Origin of the sequence: Roseivirga echinicomitans (assembly GCF_001592935.1) — a bacterium.
Classification (GTDB): Bacteria; Bacteroidota; Bacteroidia; order Cytophagales; family Cyclobacteriaceae; genus Roseivirga; species Roseivirga echinicomitans.
Map to the genome: position 1 here is coordinate 38,890 of NZ_LRDB01000004.1, position 17,256 is coordinate 56,145.

General features: G+C 40.7%; 9 protein-coding genes. 6 read left to right on the forward strand and 3 right to left on the reverse strand.

Features of this window, described 5'->3' with window-relative positions; all coding sequences use genetic code 11:
* The first annotated feature begins 16 nt into the window (after positions 1–16).
* From AWN68_RS06285 to AWN68_RS06300, 4 genes are all read left to right on the forward strand, one after another.
* Positions 17–3,157, forward strand: a complete 3,141-nt coding sequence (locus tag AWN68_RS06285; RefSeq protein WP_068412901.1) for a UvrD-helicase domain-containing protein — start codon at positions 17–19, stop codon at positions 3,155–3,157.
* Entirely contained in the window at positions 3,154–5,991 is a 2,838-nt protein-coding gene (locus AWN68_RS06290) for a PD-(D/E)XK nuclease family protein (protein WP_068412904.1), read from the forward strand. Before AWN68_RS06285 ends, AWN68_RS06290 begins: the two co-directional genes overlap by 4 nt.
* Before the next feature lie 297 nt (positions 5,992–6,288).
* Positions 6,289–7,671: a DUF5106 domain-containing protein gene (locus tag AWN68_RS06295; protein ID WP_068412906.1), complete on the forward strand. Its 1,383-nt coding sequence runs from the start codon at positions 6,289–6,291 to the stop codon at positions 7,669–7,671.
* A gap of 87 nt (positions 7,672–7,758) precedes the next feature.
* On the forward strand, positions 7,759–10,119 hold the full coding sequence (locus AWN68_RS06300; protein WP_068412908.1) for an ABC transporter permease: 2,361 nt from the start codon (positions 7,759–7,761) through the stop codon (positions 10,117–10,119).
* Between the two features lie 59 nt (positions 10,120–10,178).
* On the opposite strand, the gene AWN68_RS06305 is transcribed toward AWN68_RS06300, so the two are convergent.
* On the reverse strand, positions 10,179–10,655 hold the full coding sequence (locus AWN68_RS06305; protein ID WP_068412910.1) for a GNAT family N-acetyltransferase: 477 nt from the start codon (positions 10,653–10,655) through the stop codon (positions 10,179–10,181).
* 110 nt (positions 10,656–10,765) lie between these two features.
* On the opposite strand from AWN68_RS06305, the gene AWN68_RS06310 reads away from it, so the two are divergent.
* Positions 10,766–11,365: a DinB family protein gene (locus tag AWN68_RS06310; RefSeq protein WP_068412913.1), complete on the forward strand. Its 600-nt coding sequence runs from the start codon at positions 10,766–10,768 to the stop codon at positions 11,363–11,365.
* Between the two features lie 106 nt (positions 11,366–11,471).
* Here the strand turns inward: AWN68_RS06310 and AWN68_RS06315 are convergent, their stop codons facing one another.
* Together AWN68_RS06315 and AWN68_RS06320 are read right to left on the reverse strand one after the other, a co-directional pair.
* Positions 11,472–12,944, reverse strand: a complete 1,473-nt coding sequence (locus AWN68_RS06315; RefSeq protein ID WP_068412915.1) for a S10 family peptidase — start codon at positions 12,942–12,944, stop codon at positions 11,472–11,474.
* Positions 12,945–12,955: 11 nt separating this feature from the next.
* Positions 12,956–16,057, reverse strand: a complete 3,102-nt coding sequence (locus tag AWN68_RS06320) for a WD40/YVTN/BNR-like repeat-containing protein (protein ID WP_084362782.1) — start codon at positions 16,055–16,057, stop codon at positions 12,956–12,958.
* A gap of 180 nt (positions 16,058–16,237) precedes the next feature.
* Here AWN68_RS06320 and AWN68_RS06325 point away from each other — a divergent pair, with 180 nt between their 5' ends.
* The gene (locus tag AWN68_RS06325; RefSeq protein WP_068412921.1) at positions 16,238–17,182 is read left to right on the forward strand and encodes a DUF6268 family outer membrane beta-barrel protein; all 945 of its coding nucleotides are present in this window, start codon (positions 16,238–16,240) and stop codon (positions 17,180–17,182) included.
* Positions 17,183–17,256 lie beyond the last annotated feature (74 nt).

The window sequence follows — 17,256 nt, forward strand, 5'->3', positions numbered from 1 at the left end:
CTGAAAACTTATTATTTTGGCATTAACGGTTTATAAATCTTCCGCAGGTTCGGGTAAAACCTTTACGCTCGTAAAGGAATATGTCAAGTTGCTGATTAAAAGGCCACAAGACTTTAAGCATATCTTGGCCATCACTTTCACCAACAAGGCTACGGAAGAAATGAAAACCCGTATTCTCAAATCTCTGGAAGATATGGGGGCGGGGAAGGAAACGCAGTTGTTCAAAATATTAGCCACAGAACTGGCCGCAGAACTCACTCCACTCAACATTCAACAAAGGGCCGAAGAAGCCTATGATCTGATCATTCATAATTACGGTCGGTTTGAAGTGTCCACCATCGACAGTTTCTTTTCTAGGGTGCTCAAGTCCTTCGCCAGAGAATTAGATTTACCGCTCAGTTACGAAGTGGAAATGAATACCTCCATGGCCTTGCAAGAAGCCATGAATGAGCTTTTCAAAAGCTTGGACGATAATAAAGAAGTACGGCAATGGCTTACTCAATATGCCAAAGAGCAAATCGAAAGCGATAAGTCATGGAACGTTGATCAGCAGATCGAAAAACTTGGCGGTAACCTCTTCAGAGAGTCTTTCCAAGATGGTTTCAGTGGACTGAATCTTAGTTTTGATGAACTGAAAGCGATCATTGAATCGCTCAGGTCTGATATCAAGTCTTTTGAGTCCGTATACAAGTCAATAGGGAATCAGGCCTTAGATGCCCTTGAGAAAAACGGTTTGGCAATAGCTGATTTTCATTATGCTGGAAGTGGAGCCATGGCTGCTTTTAACGCCATGCTAAAAATTCAAACGGATATTGATGAGAAAAAGCGCTTTTTACAAACACTCAATGGTGATATGCCATGGGGAGCAAAAAAGAGTTCGAACTTTGATCAGGCCAATGAACTGGGAGAAAACTTGCTGAACCAGTTGGGAACGGAAGCACTTGACTTGATTGAAAACAAATTATTTGACTACAACACAGCCAAAGCCATTCTGAAAAATGTCTATGCTTTTGGTTTGTTAGAAGAGCTGAATAGGTATTTGAAAGAATACCGTGATGAGCACAATGTGATGCTCATTTCGGATACGAACATCATTCTCAAAGACATTCTGGAACAAGCTGATGCACCTTTCATCTTTGAAAAGCTCGGTAGCTTCTACAAGCATATTATGATTGATGAGTTTCAGGACACCTCCAATTTTCAGTGGAGCAACTTAAAACCTTTGATCATTAACGCCCTATCAGAAGACAATGAAGTGCTGATTGTAGGAGATGTTAAGCAATCCATTTACCGTTTTAGGGGCGGGAATATGCGTTTGTTACTCTCTCAAGTGAAGGAGGAATTGGGGGCTTTTTATCCTAAGGAAGCCGATCAGGTGTTGAATGACAACTGGAGAAGTTTAAGCAGTATTGTCACCTTCAACAACGCTTTGTTTGGGAAACTGCCAGAAGCTTTCGGTAAAAACGAGGTTTTGTACGATACCACTTTGTTTACCCAAGCTTATGAAAACCACGAGCAACAAATACAAGGGGGAGAGGGTGGCTATGTGCAAATGCGTTATTATTCCTCCGATGGTGAGGATGAAAAATGGCAGGCACAGTCGATAAATGACCTTTTAATTCAGATTAGAGAAAACCAAGAAAAGGGATTTTCACTGAGCGATATACTTATTTTGGTGAATCGTAACAAGGAAATTTCAGATATTGCCACTGCTTTTCTGAGTGAAAAAATTCCATTTATCAATGGTGAATCGCTTAAGCTTCAACAGAGCGAATCGGTTTTGTTTGTGCTGGATTTGCTCCGCTACCTACAATCCGGCAAAGACGAAGTGCTGATGCTCAACCTTATCAGTCTTTTCTTTAGGTTGAATGACATTCCAGAGCAAGCGGTAATGCTGCGCGGAAAAGGAGAACGAATGACTTTGGAAGAAGCGGGTTTCCCTCAAGAATTCCTGACCAGACAATATGAAATAAAGCAGTATGCACTTTTTGACTTGGTGAGTGAATTGTTGCTGATCTTCGATATCGAAAAGAAGTCGGATGTTTATCTTCAACAGCTATTGGATGTTATTCTTGAGCAGTCGCAACGAGGTGCTAACTCTATCAATACCTTTTTGGAATGGTGGGAAAAGGAAGGGGATAATCAAACGGTAGCCACAAGTGAGAAGACGAATGCAGTTCGCATTCTTTCGATCCATAAATCCAAAGGACTGGAATCACCCATTATCTTCATTCCATTTGCCAGTTGGGACATTCTGCCCAACCCAACAATGCACCAGTTTTGGACAAAGAATATCCCTGAGCAATACCAATCTCTTCAATACATTCCGCTCGATTTCAGTAAAGGCACACTGCTCAAATCTCATTTTCAAGATGACTATTATACCGAAGCCGCTGAAAGCGCACTGGATATTCTCAATAAAACCTATGTGGCTTTTACGCGCCCCAGAGAGAAACTCTATTTAGCAGCGCCATTACCCAAGAGAATTGGAAGTTCTAAAATCCATGAGTTTCTACTGGATTTACTTCCTGAAATTGGATTGCTTTCTAAAGAGGAATCAGCTTATACACAGTTCAGTTTGGGTACTGATGGTCAGAAAATAGGAAGTGGAGAAGAAATAGGCGCATCCGTAGCGATCAGCATTTATCCGCAAGTTTCCTTCCTCAATCAGCTGACGATCCGCAATGATTCAGAACGGTTTTTCATGCTGCAAGAAACCGAAGAAGCCCAGAACATTAGTTTGGGGAATCAGGTGCACGAAGTATTGTCTGCCATTCGGGTAAAAGAAGATTTAGAAATGGTTTTAAGGCAGTTCTTGCAAGCTGGAGAGTTGGATCATAATGCAATAGCGTTGGTGAAAGATCGAATCCTCAGACTTTTTGAGGATCCAAAAATCAGTATCTGGTTTTCTGATGACTATGAAGTTTTCAATGAAAGAGAAATTTGGTTCGAGGGCAAAGCCCATAAACCAGATAGGCTACTGATTAAGGGAAAAGAGGCTGTGATAATCGATTATAAAAAGGAAAAGGAAAGCCCAGCCCATCAAGAACAAGTAAAACGTTATATGAACGCAATGAAAGCCCTTGGTTTTGAGCAAGTCTCCGGTCATTTAATTTATGTTGAACCAGTGATAGTGAAGGAGGTAGCTTTATCATGAAAATCTTCCACCAACTTATTGTAGAACAGATTCAGGAAAGCGACTTGCAACAATTGAAAGGCCATTGCTTTGTGTTTCCTACCAAACGTGGAGGCGTTTTCTTCAAGCGTGCTTTGCTTCAAAAATACGGTCATCATGACTTTATGCTGCCCACCATTTTCAGTATTGAAGATTTCGTGCAACGCATGACGGGCTTGTCCATTACGGACGAACTCACTTTGCTTTTCCATCTTTTCAAGATTTACCAAAAGCGAGATAGAGATTTAGAATTTGATGCTTTCTACGCTTGGGGAAAAGTGATTCTGAAGGATTATGACGAGATAGATCGCTACTTGGCGAACGCCAAACAGATCTATTCTGACTTACAGAACATTAAAGAAATTGATCATGTTTTCGGCTATAATGACGAATTCAGAGAGATCATTGCCCGTTTTAGAACCCTGACGGAAAAGCAAGATAAGACGAAACTGCTCACTGAGTTTTTGAAAATCTGGAAAGAGGTTGGTGCGGTGTATGAAGATTTTCAAGGTGAATTACTGAAAGAAGAAAAGGCTTATGGCGGTATGTTGTACCGAAATTTGGCTTCGGTACTCAGTCAAGATCACTTTGAGCATCCTTTCGATTATTATCATTTTTGCGGTTTCAATGCCCTTTCCAAATCGGAAGAGGTGATTTTTGATGCCTTGGTCAAAGCCAAAAGAGCACAACTCTATTGGGATACCGATAACTACTTCATGGTCGAGAAGAAAGAAGAGGCAGGCGACTTTATGAGGGAATACGGAACCAAGTGGCCCGACAGTATTTGGTTCGATGCCGATTCTTTAAGTGAGCCCAAAACGGTACATGTGCATGCTGTGCCTCAAAATATGGCGCAGGCGCATTTGGCGGCAAAGTTGGCTGGAGAACTCATTCACCAAGGAGCCAAGCCAGAAGAGACTGCCATTGTATTGGCCGATGAAAAGCTGTTGGTGCCCTTTCTCTATGCCATGCCGCTGCACGACCATAAAGTCAATGTAACAATGGGTTATCCGATGAGGTCTACCATTGTTTTCGATTTTGTGCTGTGCTATTTGGAATTGATGCGAAAGGCACAAACCACCGACCAGGGTTTGGTTTTTCATACTTATGACCTTCGACCTTTTCTTTCTAATGCCTACACTGCGCTTTTTCATGAAGGCATTTATCAGCAATTGAACGAATGGTTTGTGCGGGAAAAGAAAACCAAAATTGGCTTGAACGAATTGCTTGAAAAAGTGAAGTCCAGTCAGTTGCAAGCCTTGCTCAAAGCGGGGAAAGAATGGGAAGGTGTTGCTTTGGCCTTAAGGACTTACCTCACAGCCGCATTCTATGATTTTAAAGAAAAAGACAGTGGACTAACTGACCGTGAGTTTATCTATTTTTTCCTGAAGTCGCTCAATCAGTTGAACGACTACCTAAGGCAGAAAGAAACCTTTTCCTTAAGGTTGATCAAGAAAATTATTCAGGAGCATTTCAGGGCGGTTAAAATACCTTTTGAGGGCGAGCCAGTGCAAGGTGTTCAGGTGATGGGTTTCCTAGAAACCAGAACCTTGGACTTCAAACACATCATTGTGGTTTCGGCCAACGAAGGAAAGCTTCCGACCGCCAGAAACTCAAATTCTTACATTCCTTACGGCTTAAGAAAGGTATTTCAGTTGCCCACCTTCGAAGAGCAAGACGCCATTTATGCCTATCACTTCAAGCGATTGTTACAGCGGGCAGAAGAGGTGCATTTTGTTTATGATAACACTACACAAGGCGATTCGACAGGGGAGAGAAGCCGTTTCATTTTACAGCAACTAAAGCGGTATAAGAAGCTTGATCATTATAGTATTCTAGAGAAATCATATGAAGGGCTTGTTCCTAAAGCCATCAATTCGAATGAGATTTCAATTCCAAAAGGGCCAGAAGTAAATAAACTACTGAGTCGCTTTTTGCAGGGCACAGAGGAGGGTAAGTTCTTATCGCCCACTTCCCTTACCAATTACATTACCTGTCCGCTAAAGTTCTACCTAAAAAACGTAGCCAGCTTTAGAGAATTGGATGATTTGGATGAAGACATTGATGCACGAAATCTTGGAATTGTAGTGCATGAGGTGTTGGAGTTTTTATACAAACCTTGGCTGGACAGGGAGATTGGTGCAGAGCAAATCCGTTTGCTCAAAGGCTTGGTCGAAAAGCAGCTGATTGACTCTTTAGAACGAAACAAGATCATTCAAGAAAATCAACAACTGTCGGGTAGAGATTTGGTCACCAAACAGGTGATGGAGCAGATGATTCAAAAAGTACTGGATTTAGATGCCCAAGAAGCTCCTTTCAAAGTGATTGGTCTGGAAGCAGAAGAATTTGAAACCCTTGTCGCTATTGATGGAATTGGCAAAGCCAGGGTCAGCGGTACGATAGACCGAATGGATGAAAAGGGAAGGGAGTTACGCATTACAGATTATAAAACGGGAAAGGTGGAATTTGTTGGCAAGGCGCTGATGTTTAAAGATCCAGAGGCCTATATGGAGAAGTATTTTGATGACCCAAAGTACAAATCTGGTTTTCAGGGCTACCTCTATGCGGTGCTCACAAAAAGTCATTTTGATTTACCTGTAAAAGTGGGTATTACGAGTATGCGTAAGTTGAGCGAAGGCACGCAGTGGCTCCGAGATGGCCAAGCCATTCCTGCTGAGGCCATTGCTATGTTTGAAGAAAAGCTTCAAAATCTAGTACGCGAAATTTACAATCCAACAGTTCCATTCGCTCAAACCGATGATCTAAAACGTTGTGAATATTGCGAGTTTCAGCAGTTGTGTAAAAGGGGAGGTTAACAGTATAGATATAAACAGTTCGCCCCGCTGGGGCTTATTGATTTTATAGCTAAGGTTTTTACAAACAGTTCACCCCGCTGGGGTTATTGATATTCAGCAATCAAGTTAGGTTGAGAAAGGCTGCTTTTTCGTGTCGCTCAAGTAAGGTTTTGATTTGCTGTATGCTTGAAATAAAGTCCCAGCGGGACGGCCTGTTTGTAATCTACAAACAGGTATAGATAGTTAAGCTCCGTAGGAGTGACCCATATTATCTCCAATTCAATTCCTTTGAAAACCTAAAATCAATTATCTTTCCGCATGCGTATTTTGAAACTCCTCATTCTAGTCTTTGTACTCGGAATTCCTTCTAAAACTTCAGCTCAAGAGATTTATAATGCCGATTATAGCTTTACCATCGAGGGTTTGCCTGCTGGTGAAAATATGCGTTTGGCGTATTATTTAGGCGATAAACAGTACATCAAGCAGGAGTCGCTTTCTCAAGAAGGTGGTTTGGTGAATTTTAAAATCGACACGCTTCATGTTGGTTTGTGCATGCTGGTGTTTCCAGATAACAATTACTTTGAGTTCGTTGCCAAGGAGCCCAGAGTGATGATGAAAACAAACAAAGACGATGTCATTGGTGCGATGGAAGTGATTGCGTCTGAGGAAAATGCAAAGCTTTATGAGTACCTAAAATACAATAACGAGCGACAAAATGATTTCCAGAAACTAGAGGCCAATACTGAACTAAGTGATGCCCAAAAAGCCACTATGGGAATGGATATGGAGCAAAAGGGGGTAGAGAAACGAAAAGAGTTCATTGAAAAATACCCAGAAAGTTATTTGGCCCAGTTGATTGCGTCATCCATGGAGTATGAGCCCAAAGAAGCACCTGGGGACTTATCTGAGGATGAAGCTGATGCCTATCAATTTTACGATTATAAAAACCATTACTTCGATAATATTGATTTTTCGAAAAGCGACCTATTGTACTCTCCAGTCTATCATCCAAAAATGATGGCTTATCTAGATCAGTTAACTGTACAGCAACCTGACTCACTGATTGCTGCAGTCGATTATCTGTTAAAAGGAACGAGTGCTAATGAGGAGTATTTTAAGTACACATTAATTACGCTTTTGAATAAGTTTGCGAAAGCCAAAGTGATTTGTCAAGATGAAGTTTATTTGCATTTGATTGACACTTACTATTTGAAAGGAAAGGCCATTTGGATGGATGAAGAAGGACTGTCGAAGTTAAAAAATAGTGCCGATAACTTGAGAAATAACCTCTGTGGCGGACTAGCTGTGGATTTCGAACTTCCAGATGTCAATGGTGCAAATCAGTCACTTTATACCCAAATAGCAGACTGGACGGTGCTCGCCTTTATGCAAACCGACTGTATTCCTTGCGAAAAGACATTGGAAGAATTTTCTAAGTTTGAAGAAACTGAAATGCCATCTTTTAAAGTAGTGACCGTTTTTAGGGAAGGTGATAAAACGGCTTGGAAAGGACTGCTTATGAACAATACAAAGCCAAACTGGGTAAATTTGATGAATGTCAATGGTACACTCGATGTCCTACGTGATTATAATATCCAATCTTATCCATCCCTTTATTTGCTCGACAAGGATAAACGAATCGTTATTAAAAGAGTCAGTGCTTCTCAAATTAATGATTACCTCAAGAGTCTCAAACAGTAGGTAAGGCATCTCGGGAACTAATATAAACTAATTAGATAGTTGTTTTTCTGATATAAACCTAATACTTTAGTTTCAAATCAGATTGCTATGTTGTCTACTCACTTTCGTTTTGCTCTTCGATCCGTATCACGATTCAAAATCCCCAGCTTAATTAACTTTTTGGGCTTTGCCGTAGGCCTTACTGGGGCCATTTTACTTTCCTCAATTCTACTTCATGATGTTTCCTATGATGGCTATCATCAGCGAGGGAACGATATTTACAGATTATCAACAGGTTTGAACATGCGAGATGGGAAACGACATTTTGCTTCCACTTCCGTAATGAGTGGCGATAATTTGTCAGAGGTAATTCCTGAAATCACAGACAGGGTTCGACTACGTTATCAAGACTTAACATTGACTATTGGAGATAAAATTTTCAATAATGAAAACACTTCTTTTGTAGATAAGGGCTATTATAGCTCTTTTACCACCGAGCTGGTTGCTGGGCAGTATCCCAAAGAAGAAAGTGACATTTTGATCAATGAAAGCACAAGTGAAAGGCTATTCGGTACAACTGATCCTATCAATAAAGTAATTTCTTCTCAAGGAAATTATGGGACAAAGGGCTTGACAGTTGTGGGGGTTTTTAAGGATTACCCCACCAATGTTTCTTTTCGCCCTAATATCTTAGCCGATTTTACAATTATTGAACCTTTTAGCAATAAGAGCTATGGCTCTATTGTACCTGGCCTGAATACTTTTTTGGTGACAGATGGGAGTATTGATGCTGAAGAGCTGAATGAAAAACTAAATGAATTTTACAAGGAGCACATAGGAGACCTGCTTGATATCGTAGTACATGAAGCTGAAGTCTATTCTGGTATGCATTACCATCGAGGATTGGAGTTTGACTTGGGGCAAAAGCATGACAAGAATACGCTTTGGGTTATAGCCATTCTTGCCCTATTTATCATCATTTCAACGCTTATTAATTTCTTTAATATGCAAACGGCCTTGGTTATTCAAAGGTCAAAAGAGCTTTCTATCAAGCAAGTATTGGGGATTACATGGGCTTCGAAAATTAAGCAGCAGGCATACGAATCGATGATTGTGCTTTTACCTGCCTTTGCATTGAGTGGAATAATGATTTCGCTGGCTTTAAGCGAGTTAGAGCAATACACAAACCTAACCTTGGCCAATGGTTGGTTCTCGGCTGATAACCTTTGGTGGTTGATGGCTGGGCTATTTTTGATTTTCTGGACGATTACCGTGGCAGCTTCATTGTTAATGAGTCGTTGGAACAGTTATTCTGTTGTTTCAAATTATAAAACCAAGGGGCAAAGCAACATACGTACGTTCCTGATTGGCCTTCAGTTTACTTTGGCTGGCTTCTTTATTTTTAGTGCTAGCGTAATTTCGAATCAGCTGACCTATATGGAAACCTTGGATTTGGGCTATGAGCAAGATAACCTGATGACGATTACACTAAACCAAGTTTCTGGTTACGATCAGGCAAGAACAATTAAAACAGCTTTTGAAGGAATTGCAGGAGTGAAGAAAGCGAGTCTTTCAACCGCTCCCGTTTTTGGGTGGCAAAGTAAGGCCAACTTCTCCATAAGAAAAGATACTGCACAGGAAAACCACTTGCTCAACGTAAATCTAATTGACCCAGATTTTATTGAGACGAATCAAATGCTCGTTTTGGTAGGGGAGAATGTTGATGAAAAGGGAAGAAAGCTTCTACTCAATGAGAGAGCAGTCAAAGCTTTGGGTTTTTCATCTAATGACGAAGTATTGGGACAAAAAATGATGTATTCCATGCGCGATACCACCATGGAGTATACCATTAGCGGAGTGGTAGCCGATTACCATTATGCAACTATGCATCAAATGATAGAGCCTATGGTGCTTTTGACCAATGAACTAGGTGGGTATTTCAACCTCACTTTAAGAACCGAATCTAATGATGGTCAATTGACTACGGCATTGGAGAAGAAATGGGATGAGTTTTTCCCTGGCTATTTGCTGACTTATAACCTTGTGGAAGAATCTATAGACAATGCTTACCGACAAGATTATCAGAAAGGGGCATTTTATCAATGGGCTACTTTGCTTTTGGTCTTTGTTTCAGCCATGGGGATTTTTGGGTTGACTTATTTTTATGCTGATCAGAAGCGCAAAGAAATAGGCATAAGAAAGGCGATAGGAGCCGGAATGAAACAAATTTTGGCACAAATAGGAAAACCAATTGCCTGGGTTTGCCTTGCTTCAATTTTGGTCTCTGTGCCCTTGTCTTTTTATTTTTCTGGGGAATGGCTAGCAGGTTATCAATATAGAGTAACACTTGGAGCAGAGCACATAATTCTTACTGTAATTCTAATGGCTTCACTTGCCGCACTGGCATTGATTTATCCAGGGATTAAGGCCAGTAAAATAAACCCTGTCGAAGCGCTTCGTCAGGATTAATGAAGTTTATGGTGCTTAGAAAGTATGGTGTCTTTCCAAAAACGTACCTTTTCAAAGGTTTATGATTTTATGTTAGCCACCCATCTGATTTTCACGGCTGAAAGCTTTTCGGTTTCCAAACGAACATCACTGAGTACATTGAAACCATTTTTCAGGTAGAAAGGCAGGGGTACTGCATACAGTGAACCATCTGATTTTTTACTGGTGTCATTGTCTATCACCCAGCCATTAAGGGTTTCAAAGTCGTGTTTCACTAAGTTGAGGAGTTGTTTTCCCAATCCCTGCTTTTGAAAATTACTATCTAAGATGACCGAAAACCAGATTTCTTCATTGCGGATGAAAACAGAAAGCCAACCAATAATGGTTTCATTTTGATGCCAAAGAATGTAATGCTTTAGTTGCTCTATGTTGTTGAGAAACTCATCAAACTCAGCGATAGTGTTATAATTCAACGAGGCTGGATATTCCGCATTCCACAAGGCCATTATCCTTTCTTTTTGCTGCAATGATAACTGTTGGGTTTGGATGACTTGCATATTACTTTAGAAAGATAAAAAGCTGTTTTGGATAATCACTTATTTGCTCGGGAAAAGTAATGGTTATTCATTCTTCTTATCTTAGTCCGATTATTGAATATTATTAAATCATGGCCAATCGTAAAAGCATCTTCTTCTTCCTTTTTATGTTATCATTTGCTGGCTTAGTAAATGCCCAAGATATTCTTCCCTTTAGGGAAATACCTCCTGCAGCAAAGATTTTCACTTCAGGAACATTAATGGGACGCATGTCCGATGGGCTTGGTTTCAGGTTTTATTGGGCTACACAGGGGCTTACAGAAGAAAATTTGAGTTTTAGGGCAGGAGAGGAGTCAAGAACAATTGGTGAAACAATTGACCATGTTTACACTTTGGTATTAATGTTTACCAATGCGGTAATGGAGCAACCCACTACTTTTCCAATTGAAATGAAAGACCTTACTTTTGAAGAGAAAAGAAAGAAGGTGTTGTCGTTTATTCAGACCGCAAGTGCTTTACTCAAAATGAGCCGCGATGAAGATTTTGAACGTTATAATTTGGTGTCTCAATATCCAGGCGGAAATGGGCAAAAACTACCATTTTGGAATGGACTAAACGGACCAATGGAGGATGCACTATGGCACATTGGCCAAGTGGTAACACTCAGGCGAATGGCTGGCAACCCAATCAATCCCAAAGTCGACTTTATGAATGGAGTGGTTAATAATTGAATACAGCTTAATAGCACAAAGATTAGGCATGTTCATTCTATTCAGACCGTATTAAAAAAGGGCGAATAATCTATTATTCGCCCTTTTAATAAAGATTTAAATACGATTAATACTTCGCTGGCGTGCCTGCAGGTGGTATTGAGTTCTTTATGAACTCTCTGATGTCCTCATTCGACTTGGCCAAATCCTCAGCCCTTAAATACATCATATGGCCACTGCGGTAACCTTTGAAACTCATTCTGTCTTTTAGTTTACCACTTGGGTCGGTCTGCCACATATTGTACTTGGCATTGAAGTAAGTAGTAGCACCATCATAGTAGCCACTTTGCGTCATTACTTTTAAGTAAGGATTCATGGCCAGCGCTTTGCGCAGGCTTTCGGCAGAGTTATCACCTGAACGATCCCAAGGGTTTACTGGGCCGAACATGTTGTATTTGATGTCAGTTTTGTAACCCAACTCATTCATGAAATATTGATTGATGGCGGGTGTAAATGAATGTAACCAAGAAGTAAGCTCAGCATTAAAATCTGGCCCCATACCTGCATCCATTCTATCAATACCTTTATAGCGTGAATCTAAACGACCAACGGTATGTCCTTCATGGCGGAGTAAATCCTTCCAAAAGAAGTTATAAGGTACGTCAAGGTTATGCTGTCTGATGATTTCTTCCTCTAATCCAGAATAACGTGCAAACATTTTGATGGCCTCATTCTTTTCAGATTCAGTTGCCCATGCGCCTTTGGCCATCACAGGGATGAACTTGTTAATGGCGTAGCTTTCAACTTCATCCAAAACCTCTAACAAATCCTTGCTTTGTAAATCAGAAGGAAGCTGCTTATGGTACCAAGCCGTGGCGGCAAAATATGGCAATCTATTGGCTACCTCCACTGGGCCACTTCTATCGATTCCCATATCAGTTGGTGATACTAAAATAACACCGTTCAGGTACATCCACTGATTGTTCTGAAGCTCATAAGCCATTCCAGCAACACGAGTGGTTCCGTAGCTTTCACCAATTAAATATTTGGGTGAGCTCCAACGATTGGCACGAGTTACAAAAGTATTTACCCATTCAGATAAATAGGCGATGTCTTGTCTCACACCAAAGAAAGTGGATTTACTCGCTTTCGGATCAGTGATTCTAGAATAGCCAGTGTTTACTGGGTTCACGAAAATAATATCCGCTACATCTAAAATCGAGTTCGGGTTATCTTTTACACCATATGGTTGAATAGGGTAACCTTCATCATCTATTTTTAGAATACGAGGGCCAGTATAAGCCAAATGCATCCATACAGAAGCAGAGCCAGGGCCACCATTGAATGAAATTACTAATGGGCGGCTGTCTTTGTCTTTGACATCCGTTCTTTCATAATAGGTGTAAAATAGAGTCGCAATTGGATCTCCATTATTATCCCAAACGGGTTGGGTGCCTACAGTAGCAGAGTAGGGCACACGCTTCCCTTTGATGATTACCTCATGTGTGGTAACCACTTTGGATTCCACATCAATCTTGCGGCTCTGTGCCATTCCCGAAACGGAAATGACCAGAAGCGCTATTAAAACTTTGATTTTCATAAGCTATTTAGTTATTGACCTGTGTATTTGTTCTCTTTACTTAGGCCTTTGTTCAGCTTTTTAACAGCATCATTCATTACTGCTTTTTTCTGTGGCTCTAACTTGATCAGCATTTCTTGCAAGTAATCGAACTGAGCTTGTTGATCGCCAGTGATTTGACCAATCCAGCCAGAAGCGCCAAAATAGACACCTCTTACACGACTCATTAGTTCGGTATAAAGTCCAGCTACATTTCTGATTTCCTTAGCAGCAGCCTCATCATACTTCACTTTTTTTCTATCCAATTGACTTAGGTGTCTCTGCAATCCAGCAAGGTCGCCCATGGCTTCTGTAGCTTTCAAAGAAAACTCTCCAATCTCCATCAATTTGGCTGTCCATGCTTTTCTGTCTGAGATATCAATATTCAATCTCGGGTCGTCTTCTACCACAAAAGTTTGCGAGTAAGAATTGCCTTTAACCGTAAGTTTGGCCACATAATTTCCAGGGTTTACTTTTGGTCCGTTTAAGCCGAAGCCTCTACGGCCACCGCCAGTATTTGCAGCAGAAGCAGGAGCAAAACTTTCGTAGTTCATGTCCCAAACTTCACGCTGAATACCAGCAACAGTGTCTGGTGCTAAAGTTTTGATCAAGTTGCCATGCGTATCGTGAATGGTTAATGAAATTTCACTTTCCTTAACAGGCGATTTTAAATAGTAATCGATGATTGCACCACGAACGGGGTTCTCTCCTCTAAAGAACATATCACCTACATGTGCTCCATCACTAGTGTAATTAATCATCACACCTTTATCAATACTGAAGAGTGCAGCATCTTGGTTGGCTACAGAAGTAGTGAGCTCCTGAATTGCGTTAAGGTTGTCCAAAATCCAAACACCACGTCCGTGTGTGGCCAAAACCAAATCATTGTCTCTTGGATGAATTACCAAGTCATTGAAAGGTAATGTTGGCATGTTGTTCTTTAACTCAATCCAGTTTTTACCACCATTGTTACTGATGAAAAGACCTAACTCAGTTCCTAAATAAAGTAAGCTTGGGTTTTTAGGGTCTTCTCTCAAAGTTCTTGCTACACGATCAGCAGGTAGATTACCTGTAATTGAAGCCCAGTTTTTACCACCATCTACAGTTTTGTAAACATAGTTTTTGAAGTCGTTATTTCTGTAGTTGTTAATAGCAACATAAGCTGTTCCTGCATTGTGGCTAGAAACTTCAATCGTATTGATCCACGTTTCTTTTGGTAAACCACTCAGTTTCGAAGTAACATCCGTCCATGTTTGGCCATCATCACTTGAAACCTGAAGCAAACCATCATCTGTTCCAGCATATAGTAAACCTTGGGTGAAACGGTCTTCAGCCACTGCCGTGAGGGTAGGGTAGTATGGAATTCCATCATCCAATGAAGCTGTATTCTCATCAGCTCTTCTTCCCATGATTTTCAACTCTCTACGGTTTACTTTGGTGGTTAAATCACCTAATGATTCCCAAGAGTTTCCACCATCTGTACTTTTCCAAAGCACGTTGGTTCCCGCATAAATCGTGTTCGGGTTATGGTAGGATAGGAAGAATGGTCCGTCCCAGTTGGCCGGTGCCATTGCATTTTCCAAATCTGGCTCAGGCAAACCTGGCCCCCAGAAATCCCAGTTTCTTCTTGCTCCAATGGCGCCTTTTGGGTCGCCCGGTCTGATTGATTTTCTTTGACCAGTGTTTAAATCGAGTTTGAAAAGGCCTAAATATTGAGATTCACCATACATAACACCTTCTTGGGTGTGGTGCGGTAAACTTAAGAAACCATCTCCACCACCTGTTCTTCTCCAATCGGAATTAAGGATTCCATCATTGTTGTAAGTGGCATTTGGGCCTACCCAGCTACCATTGTCTTGCAAGCCACCATAGATATTATAAGGTTCGGCATTGTCAACTGCAATTCTGTAAAACTGACTTACAGGTAGGTTGGTAAGGAAAAGCCAAGTTTTGGTTTGGTCGTAAGAAATACCAATTCCACCATCATCGCCTTTGATTACATGGCGAGAATCATTAGGGTTTACCCAAACAATTCTATCATCACCGTGAAGTGACTGACGTGGGGCTGTAAATGTTTTTCCGCTATCAGTAGAATAACTGAACTGGTTTTGCATGTAAATACGCTTATCGTCATTTGGATCTACATAAGGCTGAGAAGCATACATTGGTCTAGGGTTCCAATCACTCATGAATGCCCAAGTTTCTCCTTTATCATCAGAACGGTATAAACCAGCCCTGCGCTCGTTGTAAGCTGTTGAAGCATTGTACTGAAAACCTTGCTCTACAGAAGCATAAATAATATTCGAGTTTTTTCCATAAATGGAAATACCAATACGACCATATTCGCCTTCTGGTAAACCATTGGTTAGTTTTTTCCATGTTTTACCTCCATCGGTAGACTTGTGTAAACCACTCCCCGGTCCACCACCATCAAAACCGTAGGGTCTTCTTCTTCTTTGGTAAGTAGCTGCAATCAGAATGTTCGGGTTGCTTGGATCCATGGCCACATCTACAACTCCGGTGTCATTATTTACATAAATAATGCGCTCCCAAGTTTTACCACCATTAGTAGTTTTATAAAGACCTCTTTCGTTGTTTGGTCCCCATAAGTGCCCCATCGCTGCTACATAGGCAATGTCTGGGTTAGTAGGGTGCAATGCAATTCTACCAATATGATGAGAATCTTTTAAACCTACATTTGTCCAGGTTTTACCTGCATCGGTAGATTTGTAAACGCCATCACCCCAAGAAGAACTCTGACGACTGGCGCGCTCTCCTGTTCCTGCCCAAATGATATTAGGGTTATTTTGGTTTAAAGCAATGGCACCCATTGAGTGAGTCGCTTCATTTTCAAAAACAGGTTTAAAGGTGACGCCATTGTTGGTTGTTTTCCATATTCCACCTGTAGAAGTGGCTGCATAGAAAATATAAGGGTCGCTTTCTTGTACTGCCAAGTCTACTATTCTTCCACTCATGTTGGCGGGGCCAATGTGTCTTAGGGCCAAGTCAGTATAGGTTTCTGACTTGATTTGCCCCATTAGTTGGGAGGAGAATAAGATGATTAACAGTCCTGATAAGGATAGGAGTCGTTTCATAGTTAAGTATTTGGGTTGATATTGAAACTCAAGATAAGGAAAGGTTTCAAGCGGTAAGATTGATTTTTTAAGAGCGGTGAGCTGAGATTGGCGGTTAGTAATTATTCATAACTTTTCTCTTACTTACGGGTTGAATGAAAACGGAAACTTGGTCAGTTCCGGTCTAGACTTAAGTTTTTGATGCGATTACTATTTTCTACCTTTTTTCTTTGCTGTGTACTTGGCTTAAATGCACAAGATATTCTTACCTACCGACCTAAAGTAGTTGAATTCAGTACCGAATATCTTTCCAATTATAAGGCTTATGAAAAGCCCACAGGTGAGAGTAACTCTATTTCAAGTATTGAAAAGGATAACTTACTGCGAGTGCGCTTGGGTGTTCCGGTGATTCTTAAGGAAAAAACTCTTTTTGCATTTCAATTTAAATATTATAGACAATTCTATGGCTTGGGAGCTGGGCAGCAAGGCGAGTTATTCGATTTTTTGAATAACAATAGCCTGTATAATGCTGGGCTCAATTTTCTATACCAAAGGAATATTTCAAAGGAGAAGAAATTCACTCTCATTGTCTTAACTGAATTGGCCAGCGATACTTGGGGCATAAACCAATTCTCAAATCGATACTTAGCGATGGGCGAATACAGTAAACAGCTGAACGAAAGTACCATTATTGGTTATGGCGGTGTTGTGAATTACGCCTTGGGTTTATTGAATATCTATCCAACCTTCACTTACAAAAAGCAGCTTTCAGATAAAATGTTATTCGAAGCCATTTTGCCAAGCTCAATTAATTTGAGGTACCATTTGAGAGAGAGCACCTATTTTATTTTTCAGACTGAGTTGGTCAACTGGCGATTTAACCTTACCGATGCCCTAGAAAACGAAGCACATTTAATCACCTTACAAAGGGCAGATATTTACTTCAAATTAAAACTAGAGCAAGAAATACACGATTGGCTTTGGTTGGGGGTAGACGTAGGTTATGTGAACAACCTAACTTACTTTACTGTCAACCCGGGGGATAGAATCAAGAAAGCCATTAGCGAGTATGATATTAAAGATTCAAGCTATCTCCGCTTTTCTATCTTTTTGGTGCCCCCTAGAAAACTGTGGGATTCGCTTTAAGGCTTAAACCCGGATAATGCAATAGACTATCTATTACGGACGTAACTCACTTTGAATCAGTCGCTACGCTTCAT

Excerpts from the sequence above, each read along its gene's own strand:
- AWN68_RS06290 (WP_068412904.1), top strand. The coding sequence starts at position 3,154 with ATGAAAATCTTCCACCAACTTATTGTAGAACAGATTCAGGAAAGCGAC.
- AWN68_RS06295 (WP_068412906.1), top strand. The coding sequence starts at position 6,289 with ATGCGTATTTTGAAACTCCTCATTCTAGTCTTTGTACTCGGAATTCCT.
- AWN68_RS06300 (WP_068412908.1), top strand. The coding sequence starts at position 7,759 with ATGTTGTCTACTCACTTTCGTTTTGCTCTTCGATCCGTATCACGATTC.
- AWN68_RS06305 (WP_068412910.1), bottom strand. The coding sequence starts at position 10,655 with ATGCAAGTCATCCAAACCCAACAGTTATCATTGCAGCAAAAAGAAAGG.
- AWN68_RS06310 (WP_068412913.1), top strand. The coding sequence starts at position 10,766 with ATGGCCAATCGTAAAAGCATCTTCTTCTTCCTTTTTATGTTATCATTT.
- AWN68_RS06315 (WP_068412915.1), bottom strand. The coding sequence starts at position 12,944 with ATGAAAATCAAAGTTTTAATAGCGCTTCTGGTCATTTCCGTTTCGGGA.
- AWN68_RS06320 (WP_084362782.1), bottom strand. The coding sequence starts at position 16,057 with ATGAAACGACTCCTATCCTTATCAGGACTGTTAATCATCTTATTCTCC.
- AWN68_RS06325 (WP_068412921.1), top strand. The coding sequence starts at position 16,238 with ATGCGATTACTATTTTCTACCTTTTTTCTTTGCTGTGTACTTGGCTTA.